General features: G+C 72.2%; 12 protein-coding genes and 1 riboswitch. Of the genes, 7 read left to right on the top strand and 5 right to left on the bottom strand.

Annotation, left to right across the window (positions count from 1 at the left end):
- Positions 1-29: 29 nt before the first annotated feature.
- The 3 genes from OG842_RS09995 to OG842_RS09985 all read right to left on the bottom strand — a co-directional run bounded on the left by OG842_RS09995 (position 30) and on the right by OG842_RS09985 (position 3,823).
- Positions 30-713: a DUF7342 family protein gene (locus OG842_RS09995; protein ID WP_266729281.1), complete on the bottom strand. Its 684-nt coding sequence runs from the start codon at positions 711-713 to the stop codon at positions 30-32.
- A complete protein-coding gene (locus OG842_RS09990) occupies positions 710-2,374 on the bottom strand; it encodes a sensor histidine kinase (protein ID WP_266729280.1) in 1,665 nt (554 codons plus the stop codon). Before OG842_RS09990 ends, OG842_RS09995 begins: the two co-directional genes overlap by 4 nt.
- 120 nt (positions 2,375-2,494) lie before the next feature.
- Positions 2,495-3,823 (bottom strand): citrate synthase, encoded by a 1,329-nt coding sequence (locus OG842_RS09985; protein ID WP_266729279.1) that lies wholly within the window; start codon positions 3,821-3,823, stop codon positions 2,495-2,497.
- Positions 3,824-3,933: 110 nt separating this feature from the next.
- Here OG842_RS09985 and OG842_RS09980 point away from each other — a divergent pair, with 110 nt between their 5' ends.
- A complete protein-coding gene (locus tag OG842_RS09980) occupies positions 3,934-5,094 on the top strand; it encodes a citrate synthase/methylcitrate synthase (protein WP_388658218.1) in 1,161 nt (386 codons plus the stop codon).
- Positions 5,095-5,115: 21 nt separating this feature from the next.
- Positions 5,116-6,234 carry a CobW family GTP-binding protein gene (locus OG842_RS09975; RefSeq protein ID WP_266729278.1) on the top strand — a complete coding sequence of 373 codons (1,119 nt, stop codon included), beginning with the start codon at positions 5,116-5,118 and terminating at the stop codon, positions 6,232-6,234.
- A 30-nt stretch (positions 6,235-6,264) separates the two neighbouring features.
- On the opposite strand, the gene OG842_RS09970 is transcribed toward OG842_RS09975, so the two are convergent.
- Entirely contained in the window at positions 6,265-8,715 is a 2,451-nt protein-coding gene (locus OG842_RS09970) for a DNA gyrase/topoisomerase IV subunit A (protein ID WP_266729277.1), read from the bottom strand.
- Positions 8,716-8,985: 270 nt separating this feature from the next.
- On the opposite strand from OG842_RS09970, the gene OG842_RS09965 reads away from it, so the two are divergent.
- The 4 genes from OG842_RS09965 (at position 8,986) to OG842_RS09950 (ending at position 13,959) form a co-directional block, all read left to right on the top strand.
- Complete coding sequence (locus tag OG842_RS09965) at positions 8,986-10,368, top strand: M16 family metallopeptidase (RefSeq protein WP_266729276.1); 1,383 nt, start codon at positions 8,986-8,988, stop codon at positions 10,366-10,368.
- A 26-nt stretch (positions 10,369-10,394) separates the two neighbouring features.
- Complete coding sequence (locus OG842_RS09960) at positions 10,395-11,777, top strand: M16 family metallopeptidase (RefSeq protein ID WP_266729275.1); 1,383 nt, start codon at positions 10,395-10,397, stop codon at positions 11,775-11,777.
- A 272-nt stretch (positions 11,778-12,049) separates the two neighbouring features.
- Positions 12,050-12,215, top strand: a riboswitch (cyclic di-AMP (ydaO/yuaA leader).
- A 13-nt stretch (positions 12,216-12,228) separates the two neighbouring features.
- Positions 12,229-13,032, top strand: a complete 804-nt coding sequence (locus OG842_RS09955) for a M23 family metallopeptidase (protein WP_266729274.1) — start codon at positions 12,229-12,231, stop codon at positions 13,030-13,032.
- 231 nt (positions 13,033-13,263) lie between these two features.
- Entirely contained in the window at positions 13,264-13,959 is a 696-nt protein-coding gene (locus tag OG842_RS09950; protein WP_266729273.1) for a GntR family transcriptional regulator, read from the top strand.
- A gap of 201 nt (positions 13,960-14,160) precedes the next feature.
- Here OG842_RS09950 and OG842_RS09945 read toward each other — a convergent pair whose 3' ends face one another.
- A complete protein-coding gene (locus OG842_RS09945; protein WP_266729272.1) occupies positions 14,161-14,442 on the bottom strand; it encodes an HPr family phosphocarrier protein in 282 nt (93 codons plus the stop codon).
- A 173-nt stretch (positions 14,443-14,615) separates the two neighbouring features.
- Between OG842_RS09945 and OG842_RS09940 the strand changes: the two genes are divergently transcribed.
- Positions 14,616-17,585, top strand: coding sequence for a bifunctional acetate--CoA ligase family protein/GNAT family N-acetyltransferase (locus tag OG842_RS09940; protein WP_266729271.1), 2,970 nt, complete (start codon positions 14,616-14,618; stop codon positions 17,583-17,585).
- Positions 17,586-17,614 lie beyond the last annotated feature (29 nt).

Below are 17,614 nucleotides of genomic sequence, written 5' to 3'. Positions count from 1 at the left end.
CCGTACGGACGGGGCGGGACCGGTCGGGGTCAGGTCTGTGTGCCGGTGGACCAGGTGTAGCGGTGTTCCGGGCGTCCCGTCTCGCCGTACCGCAGCGTCAGCCGCACCCTGCCGGTCCGTTCCAGCAGCTTCAGATAGCGCTGGGCGGTCTGCCTGCTCATGCCGGCGCTCTCCGCGATCTCCTGCGCGGAGAGCGGCCCGTCGGCGCTCCGGAGTGCCTGCCTGACCAGTTCCGCCGTGGTCGGCGAGTGCCCCTTGGGCAGATCGGGTTCGCCCGCCGCCCACAGGGCGCCGAAGAGCCGGTCCACCTCACCCTGCTCGGCCTCGCCACCTCGTTCCAGCGTGTGGCGCAGCGCCGCGTACGCCTCCAGCTTGGTGCGCAGCCCCGAGTACGCGAACGGCTTCACCAGGTACTGCAGTGCGCCGTGCCGCATGGCCTCCTGGACGGTGGCGACGTCGCGCGCCGCCGTCACCATGATCACGTCGGTGTGGTGGCCGAGCCTGCGCAGCTCCCGCACCATGGCCAGGCCGTTGCGGTCGGGCATGTAGTGGTCCAGCAGCACCAGGTCCACGGGCCGGCTCTCGATCGTGGCGAGGGCCTCGGCGGCGGAGTGCGCCTGCGCGGTCACCCGGAATCCCGGCACCCTGGCGACATAGGCCGCGTTGACCTTCGCGACCCGGATGTCGTCGTCCACGACCAGGACCTCGATCACTGAGCTTCTCCCGCCGTGCCGGTATTCGGTTCGGTCATTTCCACTGTTTCGGCAAGGGCCTCGGGCAGTACGACGGTGAACTCGGCACCGCCGTCCGCGCCCCCGTCGACGGTGACGCCGCCCCCCTGCCGTTCCGCCAGCCGCCGCACCAGGGCGAGGCCCAGACCGCGCTTGCCGTGTGCCGGGACCTCCTTCGTCGACCAGCCCTCCGTGAAGATCGACTCACGCTGTCCGGGCGGCACCCCGGGACCGCTGTCGCTGACCCGCAGCACCACCGTACGGCCCTCGGCGCGCAGACCCACCTCGACCAGAGCGCCGTCCGCACCGGCCGCCGCGTCCAGCGCGTTGTCCACCAGGTTGCCGACGACGGTGACCAGCCCGCGAGGGTCCACCAGCCGGTCCGGGAGCAGCGTCCCCGGGGCCATGCGGAGCGCGACACCGCGCTCCGCCGCAACGGTCGTCTTGCCGACCAGGAGCGCGGCCAGCAGCGGATCGTGCACCTTCTCGGTGACCTGCTCGGCGGTCGCCCGCTGGACGCCCACGATCTCGGTGACGTACTCCATGGCGTCCTCGTGCAGGTCCAGTTCCAGCAGCCCCAGGAGTGTGTGCATCCGGTTGGCGTGCTCGTGGTCCTGGGCCCGCAGCGCGTCGATCAGGCCGCGCGTCGAGTCGAGCTCGCGGCCGAGATGTTCGAGTTCGGTGCGGTCGCGGAGGGTGGCGACGGCGCCCCCGTCGTCGGTCGGCATCCGGTTGGCGAGCAGGACCCGGGTGCCCTGGACCGTCAGCAGATCGTCGCCGAGCACCCGGCCTGCCAGCACATCGGCCGTCCGGCCCGCGCCGAGCACGGCGTCCAGCGGGCGGCCCGCCGCGTCGGGGCCGAGCCCGAGCAGCCGCTGCGCCTCGTCGTTCAGCAGCCGTATCCTGCCCGCCCGGTCGAGCGCCACGACCCCTTCCCTGATGCCGTGCAGCATCGCCTCGCGCTCCGTCAGCAGCGCGGAGATGTCGGAGAACGCGAGGTCATGGGTCTGCCGCTGGAGACGTCGGGAGATCAGATAGGCGGCCAGTGCCCCCACGGCCAGCGCACCGCCCGCGTAGGCGAACAGCCCGGGGATCGTGGCGAGGAGCCGGGCGCGGACACCCTCGTACGCGATCCCGACGGAGACCGCGCCCACGATGTGCTGCGCCTCGTCGCGCAGTGGCACCTTGCCACGGGCGGAGCGGCCGAGCGTCCCGTTGTCGATCTCCATGACGTTGCGGCCGGCGAGCGCATCGCTCGGGTCGGTGGAGACGACCTTGCCGATCTCGGCGGCGTCGGTGTGCGACCAGCGCACCCCGCGCCGGTCCATGACGACGACGTACTCGGCGCCGGTGGCGCGCCTGATCCGCTCGGCCGCGGTCTGCACGGGGCCGGTGGGGGACGAGTCGGTGGCGAGCAGCGCCTCGGTGATCTGCGGCTGGGCCGCCGTGCTCTGCGCGATGGCCAGGGCACGACGCATCGCCTGGTCGTCCAGCTGTGCGCTGAGGGGTGCCAGGAAGAGGCCGGTGGCGAGCACGGTGACGCCGGTGGCGACGGCCAGCTGCATCAGCAGGACCTGGGAGAAGACCCGCTGCGGCCAGACGGGCCGGCGTGCTCTCCTGGCGGTGGGCGGTGGGGCGCTCATCGTATGAACGGTAAAGGGCATTCCGGTGCTTTCCGAAATTCCCCTCCAGGAACCTCCGGAGCCCGCTTCTCGGAGTGCCTCCTCCCGGAGTCCGCTTTCGTGTGCTTTCCCGCGGACCGTCTATCCCGGCGGCTCACCCATGGCGGTGGCGCCGGCGTCGGGCAGCGGCTGAGGCGGGCGGGGCCCGCCGTACTGGCCGCTGGGGCGCATCCGCAGGGGCCGTTCGCCGTACTCCTCCAGGGCGTGGGCGATCCAGCCGGCCGTGCGGGACACCGCGAACACCGTCTCGCCGGCCTCGGCGGACATGCCGCAGGAGACCGAGAGCACGGCGAGCGCCAGGTCGACATTGGCGTGCAGGGGAGCGTGCCGGGCCGTCGTGGCGACCACGTCACGTGCGGCCGCCAGCGCCGCGGCCGCCTGCGGCACCTGGGCGAGCAGGGCGAACAGCGCCTGCGCCCGCGGGTCCTCGGTGGTGTAGAGCCGGTGGCCGAGTCCGGGCACCCTGCGTCCGGTACGGAGATGGTCCGCGACCACCGGCACGGCGCTGCCCCGCTCCAGGACCTCGGTCAGCATCCGGTGCGCCAGCCCGCTCGCCGCCCCGTGCAGCTGGCCCTCCAGGACTCCGAGGCCCGCGGAGACCACCGCGTACGGATGGGCGCGGGCGGATGCGGCGACCCTGGCGGCCAGCGTCGAGGCCGCGAGGTCGTGGTCGATCAGCAGGGCGAGGGCGGTGTCCAGCGCGGCGAGCGACGGTTCATCGGCCGGCCGGGGGGTGAGTTTCGGCCACAGCTGCCGGGCCAGTCCGGCGCCGTTCCCCTCCGCCCGCTCCTCGGATTCGCCGGCCGCCGACGGTGCGCCTGCGGCCGGGGGCAGTGCGCCGACCAGGGTCGGAACGAGGCTCCGCGCGGCGGCGAGCACCGCTTCGTGCGAGAGGTCGAACCGGAGCGGATCGGCGGTCGACGAGGCGACCACCGCCACCCGCAACCGGTCCGTCGAGCCGCTGTGCACGGGCAGCGCGTCGACCGCCCGGCGCGCCGCGGCCAGCGCCTCGGCCGGTGCCGTGAAGCGGACGCCGGGCCGCAGCTCGCCGGTCCAGAGCCACTCGGCGACCTCCTCGTAGGCGTACCGCCGGGCCAGCTCGACCGCGTCGACCCCGCGGAAGTAGTAGCGGTCGTCCTCGATCAGCGTGATGCCGGTGCGGAAGACCAGGTCGCCGGTGGCGGGGGAGGGGAGCCTGCGGGCCGTGCGGCGGGCCAGCGCATCGACCTCGCGGGCGTCGAACGTGCTGCCGCGTCCGCCCGGAGCGCGCCTGCTGCTGAGCTGGCCCCGGCTGACGTACGCGTACACCGTCTCGGGCTTCACCCCGAGGCGTTCCGCCGCCTCCTGGGTGCTCAGCCGCTGCGGAGCCTTCGCCTCCGGACCGTCGCCGGAAGCTGCTTGATCCTTCATACCGACACCGTATCCATATTGATTTAATCAATGTTGACAGGATTCAAGTCAATCATGGAAGGTCGAAATCAATACCACTGAGACCTGCCGGGACGCTCACGGAGGAAGAGATGCCGACCATGACCAGCGGAACCCCGCTCGACGTACCCCGAGGCCTCGCGGGCGTCGTCGTCACCGACACGGCCCTCGGCGATGTCCGGGGGCGCGAGGGCTTCTACCACTACCGGCAGTACTCGGCGATCGAGCTGGCACAGGTCCGCAGCTTCGAGGACGTCTGGTACCTGATGTCCGAGGGCACGCTGCCCGACGCCGCGGCCCGTACCGAATTCGCCGCCCGCACCGCCGCACTGCGCCGGCTGCCCGCCGAGGTGCGCGAGGCGCTGCCCGCCATCGCACGCGCCGGTGCCGCCTCCGGGCCCCTGGCCGGTCTGCGTACCGCACTCTCGCTCCTCGGCGCCTCGGCCGGCTTCCGGCCGGTGTACGACATCGATGCCGACCGGCGCCGCGCCGACGCCCTGGCCGCCTGCGCCGCCGTTCCCACCGTGCTCACCGCCCTGCACCGCCTCGGCCGGGGCCTCGAACCGGTCGAGCCGCGCGACGACCTGCCCCATGCGGCCAACTACCTCTACATGCTCACCGGCTCGGAACCGGACCCCGCGCGCGCCAGGGCCGTGGAGCAGTACCTGATCTCCACCATCGACCACGGCTTCAACGCCTCGACGTTCACCGGCCGCGTCGTCGCCTCCACCGGCGCCGACATGGCGGCCTGCCTGGTGGCGGCCGTCGGCGCGCTCTCCGGACCGCTGCACGGCGGAGCGCCCAGCCGGGCGCTCGACACCCTGGACGCCATCGGCACCCCCGACCGCATCGACGGCTGGATCCGCGAACGCGTGCTCGCGGGCGAGCGGATCATGGGCTTCGGGCACCCCGTATACCGCACCGAGGACCCCCGCTCGCGGATGCTGCGGGGCATCGCCCAGGGCTTCGGCGGCCCGCTGGTCGACTTCGCAGTCGAGGTCGAGCGCCAGGTCGAGGCGATACTCGCCGAGCTCAAGCCGGGCCGGGAGCTGCACACCAACGTGGAGTTCTACGCCGGGGTCGTCATGGAGCTGTGCGGGCTGCCGCGCGAGATGTTCACACCGACGTTCTGCGCGGCGAGGGTGGTCGGCTGGAGCGCCAATATCCTGGAGCAGGCGGAGGACTCGAAGATCATCCGCCCGGCGGCCCGCTATGTCGGTACGCCCCCGCCGCAGCCGGTCCCCGTGCCCTGAGGTCCCCGAGAGAGGTCCGAGTTGAACCCGACGTCCCCACCCCGCAAGCAGCAGATCCCGGTCATCGTCCTTGCGGGGTTCCTGGGGTCGGGCAAGACGACCTTGCTCAACCATCTCCTGCGCAACCGCGCCGGAAACCGGATCGGTGTGATCGTCAACGACTTCGGCTCCATCGAGATCGACGCCATGACGGTCTCCGGACAGGTCGGCTCCACGGTCTCGCTGGGCAACGGCTGCCTGTGCTGCGCGGTCGACGCGAGTGAACTCGACACCTTCCTGGAGACACTGACCGGGCCCGCCGCCCGTCTGGACGTGATCGTGATCGAGGCCAGTGGACTGGCCGAACCGCAGGAACTCCTGCGCATGATCCTGGCCAGCGAGAATCCGCACATCGTGTACGGGGGACTGGTCGAGGTCGTCGACGCCGCCGAGTTCGAGGCCACCCGGGACCGTCATCCGGAGGTCGACCGCCATCTCGCCGTCGCCGACCTCGTCGTGCTGAACAAGACCGACCGGATCGGGAGCGAGGAACAGACCCGCATCCGGGACGTCATCGCCGCGGCGGGTGCCCCCGGCGGCGCGGCGGCCGTCATCGGTGCCGCGTACGGACGCATCGACCCCCAGCTGCTCTTCGATCCGGCGCTGCGGCCGGACGGCGAGGAGAAGGTACGTCAGCTCACCTTCGAGGATCTGCTCCGGGACCGGAGCGAAGAAGAAGAGGGCGGGGACGGGCACGAGCACCACCTGCACGCCGCGTACGACAGCGTGTCCTTCACCGCGGACGTGCCGATGAACCCCCGCCGCCTGATGGAGTTTCTCGACTCCCGGCCGCAGGGCCTCTACCGGATCAAGGGATTCGTCGACTTCGGCGTGGGCGACCGGGCCAACAAGTACGTCCTGCACGCGGTCGGCAGGTTCCTGCGGTTCGACCCACAGCCCTGGAAGCGCGACGAGCCACGCCGGACCCAGCTGGTGCTGATCGGCTCGGGCATCGCCCCGGACGCCCTGCACAAGGAGCTCGCCGACTGCCGCGAGAGTGCCGCACCATGCCCGGACGCGACGCAGGACGCCGCACATGAGCGAAGCATGTGGGGCGTCCTGCGGTACGTACAACAGCCGGACCGACCGGGCGACGCGTAGCACTCCGCCACGCGCCGCCCGGCCGGCCTGCTACACCGGTCCGGCCACCACCGCGACCGGCTTGGCCAGCGGCGTCCCCGAACCGTCGCGCCGCGGGTCCGGCTCCGGCAGCTCGCTCGGCGTGCCGTTCTCCTGAGCGGCGCGGGCGGGCGTCGCACCCGCCCAGCCGAACACCAGGACGTCCTCGCCCTTGAGGAACCGCTGGCAGCGCACCCCACCGGTGGCCCGGCCCTTGCGCGGGTACTGGTCGAACGGGGTGAGCTTGCACGTCAGCACCGAGTCGTCCAGCGTGCCGTGCGAGCCCGCGACGGTGAACACCACCGCGTCCGCAGCCGGATCCACTGCCGTGAACGAGATCACCTCGGCGTCCGCCGTGAGCTTGACCCCCGCCATGCCACCGGCGGGACGGCCCTGCGGCCGCACCTGCGCCGCCGGGTAGCGCAGCAGCTGCGCGTCGGACGTGATGAAGACCAGATCCTCCTCGCCGGTCCGCAGCTCGGCGGCGCCGACGATCCGGTCCCCGTCCTTGAGGGCGATGACCTCCAGCTCGTCCTTGTTGGCCGGGTAGTCCGGCACCACCCGCTTGACGACCCCCTGAAGGGTGCCGATCGCCAGCCCGGGGGAGGCCTCGTCGAGCGTGGTGAGGCAGACGACGGACTCGTCGCTCTCCAGCGTGAGGAACTCGGCGATCATCGCCCCGCCCGACAGATTGGGCGCCGCATGGGTGTCCGGCAGCTGGGGCAGATCGATCACCGTGAGCCGCAGCAGCCGGCCCTTCGACGTCACCACGCCCACATCGCCGCGGGCCGTCGCCGGCACCGCCGACACGATCACATCGTGCTTGGAACGCTTGGCGTCCTCGGCGAGCACGATCGGCTCGTCATTGGCGGTACGGGCCAGCAGGCCGGTCGAGGACAGCAGCACCCGGCACGGGTCGTCCGCGACCTCCAGCGGCACCGAGGCGACCTGCGCACCGGCCGACTCCAGCAGCACCGTACGACGGTCGGTGCCGAACTTCTTGGCGACCGCGGCCAGTTCCGAGGAGACCAGCTTGCGCAGCTCGGTGTCCGATTCGAGGATGGCGGTCAGCGCCTCGATCTCGCCGTTGAGCCGATCCCGCTCGCTCTCCAGCTCGATCCGGTCGAAGCGGGTCAGCCGGCGCAGCGGGGTGTCCAGGATGTACTGCGTCTGGATCTCGCTCAGCGAGAAGTGCTCGACGAGCCGCTCCTTCGCCTGCGCCGAGTTGTCACTGGACCGGATGATCCGGATGACCTCGTCGATGTCGATCAGCGCGACGAGCAGGCCCTCGACCAGATGCAGCCGGTCGCGGCGCTTGCCCCGGCGGAACTCGCTGCGCCGACGCACCACGTCGAAGCGGTGGTCGAGATAGACCTCCAGGAGCTCCTTGAGCCCCAGCGTGAGCGGCTGCCCGTCGACCAGCGCCACATTGTTGATGCCGAAGGACTCCTCCATCGGCGTCAGCTTGTAGAGCTGCTCCAGCACTGCTTCCGGCACGAAGCCGTTCTTCACCTCGATGACCAGGCGCAGGCCGTGCTCGCGGTCGGTCAGGTCCTTCACGTCCGCGATGCCCTGGAGCTTCTTCGCCGAGACCAGGTCCTTGATCTTGGCGATCACCTTCTCCGGGCCGACGGTGAAGGGCAGTTCGGTGACGACCAGGCCCTTGCGGCGGGCCGTCACGTTCTCCACCGAGACGGTCGCACGGATCTTGAACGTGCCGCGGCCGCGGGCGTACGCGTCCTTGATGCCGCCCAGGCCCACGATCCGGCCGCCGGTGGGCAGGTCGGGACCCGGCACGAACCGCATCAGGGTCTCCAGGTCCGCGCCCGGATGCTTGATCAGGTGCCGGGCGGCGGCGATGACCTCGCCCAGGTTGTGCGGCGGCATGTTGGTCGCCATGCCGACCGCGATCCCGGACGACCCGTTGACCAGGAGGTTCGGGTACGCGGCGGGGAGAACGGTCGGTTCCGTCTCCTGGCCGTCGTAATTCGACTGGAAAGCGACGGTGTCCTCGTCGATCGACTCCGTCATCAGTGACGTCGCGTCGGCCATCCGGCACTCGGTGTACCGCATGGCGGCCGGCGGGTCGTCGTTTCCGAGCGAGCCGAAGTTGCCGTGGCCGTCGACCAGGGGGAGCCGCATGGAGAACGGCTGCGCCAGACGGACCAGCGCGTCGTAGATCGACGCATCCCCGTGCGGGTGCAACTTGCCCATGACCTCGCCGACGACGCGGGCGCACTTCACGAAGCCGCGATCGGGGCGCAGGCCCATCTCGTTCATCTGGTACACGATGCGGCGGTGCACCGGCTTCATGCCGTCGCGGGCGTCGGGCAGGGCCCGTGAGTAGATCACCGAGTACGCGTACTCGAGGAAGGAGCCCTGCATTTCGTCGACGACGTCGATGTCGAGGATCTTCTCCTCGAAGTCGTCCGGCGGCGGGGTCTTCGTGCTGCGGCGGGCCATCGCTGCTGCGACTCCTTCACGGATTCTGTTCGGGCAACCTCAGGTTCTGACGCCGACCATTGTGGACCGCCGTACTGACATCGCCGACCTCGACCCGTCCCAAGAGGCGTTCCGGGCCCCGGCCGAGGCGCTTTCGCGCCCCGCCGAGCGGGGGATGCGCCCCTCTTTCATGCGAACTTCCGCGTTACGGGAACTTCGCCAGGGGTCCGTGCGCTTGCCTAAAGTGGCAGGTCTCGCAGGAAATCCAGTATCGCGATCGAAGGGACGTACATGCCCATGGGTCACACGGCCACCGCTCAGGCCGGCTCCGGCGGCTTGACAGCGACCGAGCACCGCCTGGCCAACGGCCTGCGCGTGGTGCTCTCCGAGGACCATCTGACCCCGGTCGCCGCGGTCTGCCTCTGGTACGACGTCGGCTCGCGCCACGAGGTAAAGGGGCGCACGGGGCTGGCTCACCTCTTCGAGCACCTGATGTTCCAGGGCTCCGGCCAGGTCAAGGGGAACGGCCACTTCGAGCTGGTGCAGGGGGCCGGCGGCTCGCTCAACGGGACCACCAGCTTCGAGCGCACCAACTATTTCGAGACCATGCCCACGCACCAGCTGGAGCTGGCCCTGTGGCTCGAGGCCGACCGGATGGGCTCGCTGCTCGCCGCGCTCGACGAGGAGTCCATGGAGAACCAGCGCGACGTCGTCAAGAACGAGCGCCGCCAGCGTTACGACAACGTCCCCTACGGCACGGCGTTCGAGAAGCTGACGGCACTGGCCTACCCCGAGGGTCACCCGTACCACCACACCCCGATCGGCTCGATGGCCGACCTGGACGCCGCGACCCTGGAGGACGCGCGCACCTTCTTCCGGACGTACTACGCGCCGAACAACGCGGTGCTCTCGGTCGTCGGCGACATCGACCCCGAGCAGACCCTCGCCTGGATCGAGAAGTACTTCGGCTCCATCCCGTCCCACGACGGCAAGCAGCCGCCGCGCGACGGCACGCTCCCGGCGATCATCGGCGAGCAGTTGCGCGAGGAGGTGCGCGAGGAGGTCCCGGCGCGCGCGCTGATGGCCGCCTACCGGCTGCCGCACGACGGCACCCGCGAGTGCGACGCGGCGGACCTCGCGCTGACCGTGCTCGGCGGCGGCGAGTCGTCGCGGCTGCACAACCGCCTGGTGCGCCGTGACCGTACGGCCGTGGCGGCCGGGTTCGGACTGCTGCGGCTGGCCGGTGCGCCCTCGCTGGGCTGGCTGGACGTCAAGATGTCCGGTGGCGTCGAGGTGCCGCAGGTCGAGGCCGCGGTCGACGAGGAGCTCGCCCGGTTCGCCGCCGAGGGCCCCACGCCCGAGGAAATGGAGCGCGCGCAGGCCCAGTTGGAGCGCGAGTGGCTGGACCGCCTCGGTACGGTCGCCGGCCGCGCCGACGAACTGTGCCGGTTCGCCGTGCTGTTCGGCGACCCGCAGCTCGCCCTGACCGCCGTTCAGCGGGTGCTCGACGTGTCCGCGGAGGAGGTCCAGGCAGCCGCCAAGGCCCAGCTGCGCCCCGACAACCGTGCGGTGCTGGTCTACGAGCCGGTCGAACCGGCCGAGCCCGCGGACGCAGCGGAGACCGACGAGACTGACGCCGACGACACCGACGCGCACGAGGGGGCGGACCAGTGACCGACGCTGCCGCGACTGGAGTTTCGATGCAGTACCACCCGCAGCCGGCCCCCGGCACCGCCCGCCCCTGGGCCTTCCCCGCGCCCGAGCGAGGCGCCCTGCCCAACGGCCTCACGGTGCTGCGCTGCCACCGCCCCGGCCAGCAGGTCGTGGCGGTCGAGATCTTCCTCGACGCCCCGCTGGACGCCGAGCCCGAGGGCCTCGACGGCGTGGCCACGATCATGTCGCGGGCGCTGAACGAGGGCACCGACAAGCACAGCGCCGAGGAGTTCGCCGCCGAGCTGGAGCGCTGCGGCGCCACCCTCGACGCGCACGCCGACCACCCCGGTGTCCGGGTCTCCCTGGAGGTCCCGGCCTCCCGGCTGGCCAAGGCTCTCGCGCTGGTCGCCGAGGCGCTGCGGGCACCCGCCTTCGCCGAGAGCGAGATCGAGCGGCTGGTGCGCAACCGGCTCGACGAGATCCCGCACGAGCAGGCCAACCCGGCCCGGCGCGCCGCCAAGCAGCTGTCCAAGGAGCTCTTCCCGGCCGAAGCGCGCATGTCGCGCCCGCGCCAGGGCACCGAGGAGACGGTGGAGCGGATCGACTCGGCCGCCGTGCGCGCCTTCTTCGACGCCCACGTCCGGCCGTCCACGGCGACCGCCGTGGTCGTCGGCGACCTCACCGGCATCGACCTGGACGCCCTGCTCGCCGACACCCTCGGCGACTGGTCGGGGGACACCGCGGCCCCGCGCCCCGCCCCGCCGATCACCGCCGACGACACCGGGCGGGTGGTGATCGTCGACCGTCCGGGCGCGGTGCAGACGCAGCTGCTGATCGGCCGGATCGGCGCCGACCGGCACGACAGCGTGTGGCCGGCCCAGGTGCTCGGCACGTACTGCCTGGGCGGCACCCTCACCTCCCGTCTCGACCGGGTGCTGCGCGAGGAGAAGGGCTACACGTACGGCGTACGGGCCTTCGCCCAGGTGCTGCGGTCGTCGGCCCCGGACACCGCCTCGGGGGCGACCGGCGCCGCGATGCTCGCCATCAGCGGTTCGGTGGACACGGAGTCCACCGAACCGGCGCTCAAGGACCTGTGGACCGTGCTGCGGACCCTGGCGGCCGAGGGGCTGACCGACGAGGAACGCGAGACGGCCGTGCAGAACCTCGTGGGTGTGGCGCCCCTGAAGTTCGAGACGGCGGCCTCCGTCGCGGGCACCCTCGCCGACCAGGTCGAGCAGCACCTCCCGGACGACTACCAGGCGCAGCTGTACGCCCGGCTCGCGGAGACCGGCACGGTCGAGGCGACCGCGGCGGTCGTCAACGCCTTCCCGGGTGACCGGCTGGTCACGATCCTCGTCGGCGACGCGGCACGGATCGAGGAGCCCGTCCGGGCGCTGGGCATCGGAGAGGTGTCGGTGGTCACCGGCTGACGAATGGCCCGGCGGGCGCCGGGCGGGGCCGGTCATCAGCCCCGCCCCGCCCGCCCCCACCCTTGACATATCGACAGATATCGAGACAGAAGGAAGGCTCTTGCGAGCGCGATCTCGCCGGGGTCTTCCTTTTTGTCCGTTCTGAGGGGGAGGTTGCCTGTCCGCCCTGTGGGATGCGCTACAAAACGGCCTGTCCGTTTGGTGAATGAAAGTGACCCCGCTTAGCGTCGGCTCGACTGCCCGTCACTCGTATGCCGCATCCGCGACGTACCGGACAGTCATCGCCGAGTCCCCGTCAGGCGCGAGCCTGGGGAGCCGGGGACCCACGCAGTCCCTGGGGTGAATCGGATGCCTGAGCCCGGACGGGCCGGGGCGTCCGTAGGAGACCTTCCTGCTCCGAACCCGTCAGCTAACCCGGTAGGCGAGAAGGAAGGAAAGGACCAGCCACTCCATGGCGTTCACCCGTGCCACCGGGAAGCACCGTGCCCCGAGCCGACTGACGCGCCGCAGCGCGAAGGTTGTCGGCGTCGCGGCTCTGGCCACCACCGGCGTCATCGGCGGCCTGGCCGCTCCCGCCTTCGCAGCGGACTCCGACGCCCCCTCCGCGAGCGAGACCGGCCTCAGCCAGGTCATCGCCATCGACAAGACCCTCGCCGACCGGATCGACGCCCAGGCCGACGCCCAGCAGCACCAGGCCGACGCCGCGGCGAAGGCGAAGGCCGACGCCCACCGCAAGGCCGAGGCCAAGAAGAAGGCCGAGGCGAAGGCCAAGGCCGAAGCGCAGCGCGCCGCCGAGGCCCGCGCCGAGAAGGCGCGCGCCGCCCGGTCCGCCGAGCGCGCCCGCCTGGGCGCCTTCCGGCTTCCGGTCGCCGGCTCGTACGTCACCACCGGCTACAAGTCCAGCGGCTCGCTCTGGTCCTCCGGCAGCCACTCCGGCATCGACTTCCACGCCGCCTCCGGCAGCTCCGTCGTCGCCGTCGGCGCCGGCACCGTCGTCGAGGCCGGCTGGGGCGGCGCGTACGGCAACAACATCGTGCTCCGGATGACGGACGGCACGTACACGCAGTACGGCCACCTCTCCTCGATCGGCGTCTCCGTCGGCCAGAGCGTCGGCGCCGGCCAGCAGATCGGCCTCTCCGGCTCGACCGGCAACTCCACCGGGCCGCACCTCCACTTCGAGGCCCGGACGACCCCGTCGTACGGCTCCGACATGGACCCGGTCGCGTACCTGCGCGCCCACGGCGTCAACGTCTGACCGACGCCCACCGCGCACCTCGTCCGAAGGCCCCGGCAGCAGGCACATGCCGGGGCCTTCGGCATTCCCGCCGCCCGCCCGTGGGGGACGACTGCCCGCCCGGCCACCCCGTGGCCAAAAGATATTCATGAATTTCCGCCCGGCATCGGAAATGCGGCCGCATTGCAATAGAGTCGCGTAACAGGCGTCGGCCGGCCGCGTTTCGCGGGGAATTGAGGCGGAGGTTCGGACATGCGCATTCCGGCGCATTCGGTATGCACGGCAATCCGTGACGACATCGTCTCCGGTGTCTTCGAACGCGGCAGCCGTCTCACGGAGGAGTTGCTGGCCCGCCGTTACGGGGTCTCCCGCGTCCCGGTGCGGGAGGCGCTGCGCACCCTGGAGTCCGAGGGTTTCGTGGTTACCCGCCGGCACGCGGGCGCCTGCGTCGCCGAGCCCACCGAACTGGAGGCTGCCGACCTCCTGGAGGTCCGCACGCTGCTGGAGCCACTTGGCGCCGCCCGCGCCGCGCAACGCCGCACCGAGGCGCACCTCAAGGTGCTCCGCGGCCTCGTGCGGCTCGGCCAGGACCGGGCCCGGCGCGGCGAGGGCGAGGACCTGCGCGCACTGGGCGGCTGGTTCCACGAGACGCTGGCGCAGGCCTCCGGCAGCCCCGGCCTGATCGCGCTGCTCACCCAGCTGCGGCACAAGATCGCCTGGATGTACGCGGTCGAGCAGCCCGCCCACCCGGTGGACTCCTGGGCCGAACACGGGGCCATCGTGGACGCGGTGGCGCGCGGCGACGCGGAACGGGCCAGGGCGCTGGCCGCGCACCACGCGGAGCGGGCGGCGGCCGCGCACCGGCTGCGAAGGCGGCCCGCCGCCCCCGGAGCCGGCCGGGTGAGGACCACGCAACATTCCGTAAACACCGCAGGCGTCCGGCATTAACAATTACGCCATATACAAAGAGAAGTCATCGCGCGGGATGTCGCCGGGCCGGGCCGAATTTCGCGCCATCTGAATTTCGCGTGCCCGCGCTCCGCCTACCCGTATTGCGTTCGTCGGAATTCTCGCCGGACGGTCCGCTCCGGAAAACAAAAGAGCCGCGGCCCCGGTTCAGGGTGCCGCGGCTCTCTTGCCGAACGTGCTTCAGACGGTCTCCGGGAGCTCCTCGAGCCCCTCGGCGACGAGCTTCGCCAGGCGGTCCAGAGCCGCTTCGGAGTTGTCGGCCTCGGATGCGAGCACGATCTCCTCGCCACCCTGCGCGCCGAGACCGAGGACCGCGAGCATGGAGGCGGCGTTCACCGGGTTGCCGTCAGCCTTGGCGATCGTCATGGGGATGCCGGAAGCCGTGGCGGCACGGACGAAGATGGAAGCGGGGCGGGCGTGCAGGCCCTCGGCCCAACCGACGTTGACGCGGCGCTCAGCCATGGTTCTGCCCTTCACGAATCAACAGTTGTCTAGACCAGTCTCTCACGCAGTGCGCGGTGCTCCGGCCGACCCCGGGAACAGCCCGCAATGCCTGCGACCCCGCCGATCGGCCCTCTCAGACTGCCCCGGCCCCGGGACCTACGCGACCGCTGACAGAGCCGTACGCTTTGCCCATGCAGCCCGCGCCCGAGCAGAGTCCGCATCACGCTTATCCCGACCACTGGGAAGCGGACGTGGTGCTCCGCGACGGAGGCACCGCGCGCATCAGGCCCATCACCACGGACGACGCCGAACGGCTGGTCAGCTTCTACGAGCAGGTCTCCGACGAGTCGAAGTACTACCGGTTCTTCGCCCCGTACCCACGGCTGTCCGACCGGGACGTGCACCGCTTCACCCATCACGACTACGTCGACCGGGTGGGGCTCGCCGTCACGGTCGGCGGCGAGTTCATCGCGACCGTCCGCTACGACCGGATCGACGAGCGGGGCAGGCCCGCCTCCGCCCCCGCCGACCAGGCCGAGGTCGCCTTCCTCGTCCAGGACGCGCACCAGGGCCGGGGAGTGGCCTCGGCGCTGCTCGAACACATCGCGGCCGTCGCCCGCGAACGCGGCATCCGCCGCTTCGCCGCCGAGGTGCTGCCCGCCAACAACAAGATGATCAAGGTGTTCCGGGACGCCGGATACACCCAGCGGCGCAGCTTCGAGGACGGCTCCGTCCACCTCACCCTGGACCTCGAACCGACCGCCGAGTCCCTCGCCGTCCAGCGCGGCCGTGAGCAGCGGGCGGAGGCGCGGTCCGTGCAGCGCCTGCTGGCCCCCGGATCCGTCGCGGTCATCGGCGTCGGCCGGACTCCGGGCGGCGTCGGCCGCACGGTCCTGCGCAACCTCCTCGGGGCCGGCTTCACCGGCCGCACGTACGCCGTGAACCGCGCCTTCGCCGCCGACCAGGCGACCATCGACGGCGTCCCCGCACACCGCTCGATCGGCGAGATCGACGAGCCGGTCGACCTAGCGGTCGTCGCCGTCCCCGCCGACCGGGTCCCGGAAGCCGTCGCGGACTGCGGCGAGCACGGCGTCCAGGGCCTGGTCGTGCTCTCCGCCGGATACGCCGAATGGGGCGCCGAGGGCAGGGAACGGCAGCGCGAACTGGTCCGCCAGGCCCGCTCGTACGGGATGCGGATCATCGGCCCGAACGCCTTCGGCCTGATCAACAACGCCGAAACGGTTCGGCTGAACGCCTCGCTCGCCCCGGAGCCGCCCGCCCCCGGGCGCATCGGCCTCTTCACCCAGTCCGGAGCGATCGGCATCGCGCTGCTCTCCGGGCTCTACCGGCGCGGCGCGGGCCTGTCCACCTTCATCTCGGCGGGCAACCGCGCCGACATCTCCGGCAACGACTTCCTCCAGTACTGGTACGAGGACCCCGACACCGACGTCGCGCTGCTGTACCTCGAATCGCTCGGCAACCCCCGCAAGTTCACCCGCCTCGCGCGGCGCACCGCGGCGGTGAAGCCGGTGGTCGTGGTGAAGGGCGCTCGGCACAGCGGTTCCACCCCGCCCGGCCACGCGGTACCGGTCAGCCGGATCCCGGACGCGACGGTCTCGGCACTGATGCGGCAGGCGGGCGTGATCCGGGTCGACACGGTGACGGAGATGGTCGACGCGGGCCTCCTCCTCGCCGACCAGCCGCTCCCGGCCGGCCCCCGGGTCGCGATCCTCGGCAACTCCGAATCGCTCGGCCTCCTCACGTACGACGCCTGCCTCGCCGAAGGGCTGCGCCCGCGCCCGCCCCTCGACCTCACCACCGCCGCCACCCCGCAGGACTTCAGGAACGCCCTGGCCGAGGCCCTCGCCGACGACGGCTGCGACTCGGTGGTGGTGACGGCGATCCCGTGGGTCGGCGAGGACGGCGAGGCGGAATCGGGCGACGGGGAGGTGCTCGCGGCCGCCCTGCACACGGCCGCCGCCGCAGGCCCCGCCAAGCCGGTGGCCGTCGTGCACGTCGAGATCGGCGGGCTGGCCGAGGCCCTCGCCGCGGCCACCAGCACGGTTGCCCAGCCCCGCCCGACCCCGACCCCGACCCCGACCCCGACCCCGACCCCGACCCCGACCCCGACCCCGACCCCGACCCCGGCCCCGGCCCAGAACCCGCCCGCCCCGGCAGCGCGGACCGGATCGACCACCCCGCCCGGCCCCGGCCCGGCACCCGCGGCCCCCCTCACCGGTGCCCCCGGCACAGCCCCCCTCGCCGGCGCCCCCGGTGCCCGGAACGGCCGGATCCCCGCCTACCCCGCCGCCGAGCGGGCGGTGCGCGCCCTGGCCGAAGCGGTGCGGTACGCGCAGTGGCGACGGCAGGCCGCCGTGCCCGGCAAGGTGCCCGAGTTCCTCGACGACACCATCGACGAGCCCGGCACCGCCGGCCTCATCGACACCCTCCTCGGCCCCGACCCCGACCCGAGGGGCCTCCAGCTCACACCCGACCAGGCCCGCGAACTCCTGGGCCGCTACGGCATCACCGTCCGGCCGACGCTCCCGGCGCCCGGCCCGGACGCCGCGGTCGCGGCGGCGGCCCGGCTCGGCTATCCCGTGGCGCTCAAGACCACCGCGCCGCACCTGCGCCACCGGGCCGATCTCGGCGGTGTCCGGCTCGACCTCGCCAACGAGACCGCGCTGCGCCGGGCGTACGGCGAACTGACCGACCTCCTCGGCAAGCCCGCCGAACTCCAGCCCGTGGTCCAGTCCATGGCTCCGCGCGGCGTCGACACCGTCGTACGGGCCACGATCGACCCGGCGGCCGGCGCCGTCCTCTCCTTCGGGCTCGCGGGCGCGCCCTCCGAACTCCTCGGCGACACCGCCCACCGCCTCGTCCCGGCCACCGACCGCGACGCCGCCGAACTGATCCGGTCCATCCGGGCGGCCCCGGTGCTGTTCGGCTGGCGCGGCGCGGCGCCGGTCGACACCGCCTCGCTCGAAGAGCTGCTGCTGCGGGTCTCCCGGCTGGTCGACGACCACCCCGAGGTGGTCTCCATCGCCCTGGAACCGGTCGTGGTCGCCACCCAGGGGCTGACCGTCCTCGGTGCGAGCGTCCGCCTCTCGCCGCCCCCGGCCCGCACCGATCTCGGCCCCCGCCGCCTCCCCAACTACTGACCCGGGCGCCGTCGGGCCCGTGGGGCCCG

The sequence above is a fragment of the Streptomyces sp. NBC_00376 genome, from assembly GCF_036077095.1.
In the GTDB taxonomy this organism is placed as follows: domain Bacteria; phylum Actinomycetota; class Actinomycetes; order Streptomycetales; family Streptomycetaceae; genus Streptomyces.
The sequence above is the reverse complement of the archived record's forward strand: the minus strand, read 5'-3'. Positions and strand labels throughout refer to the sequence as shown.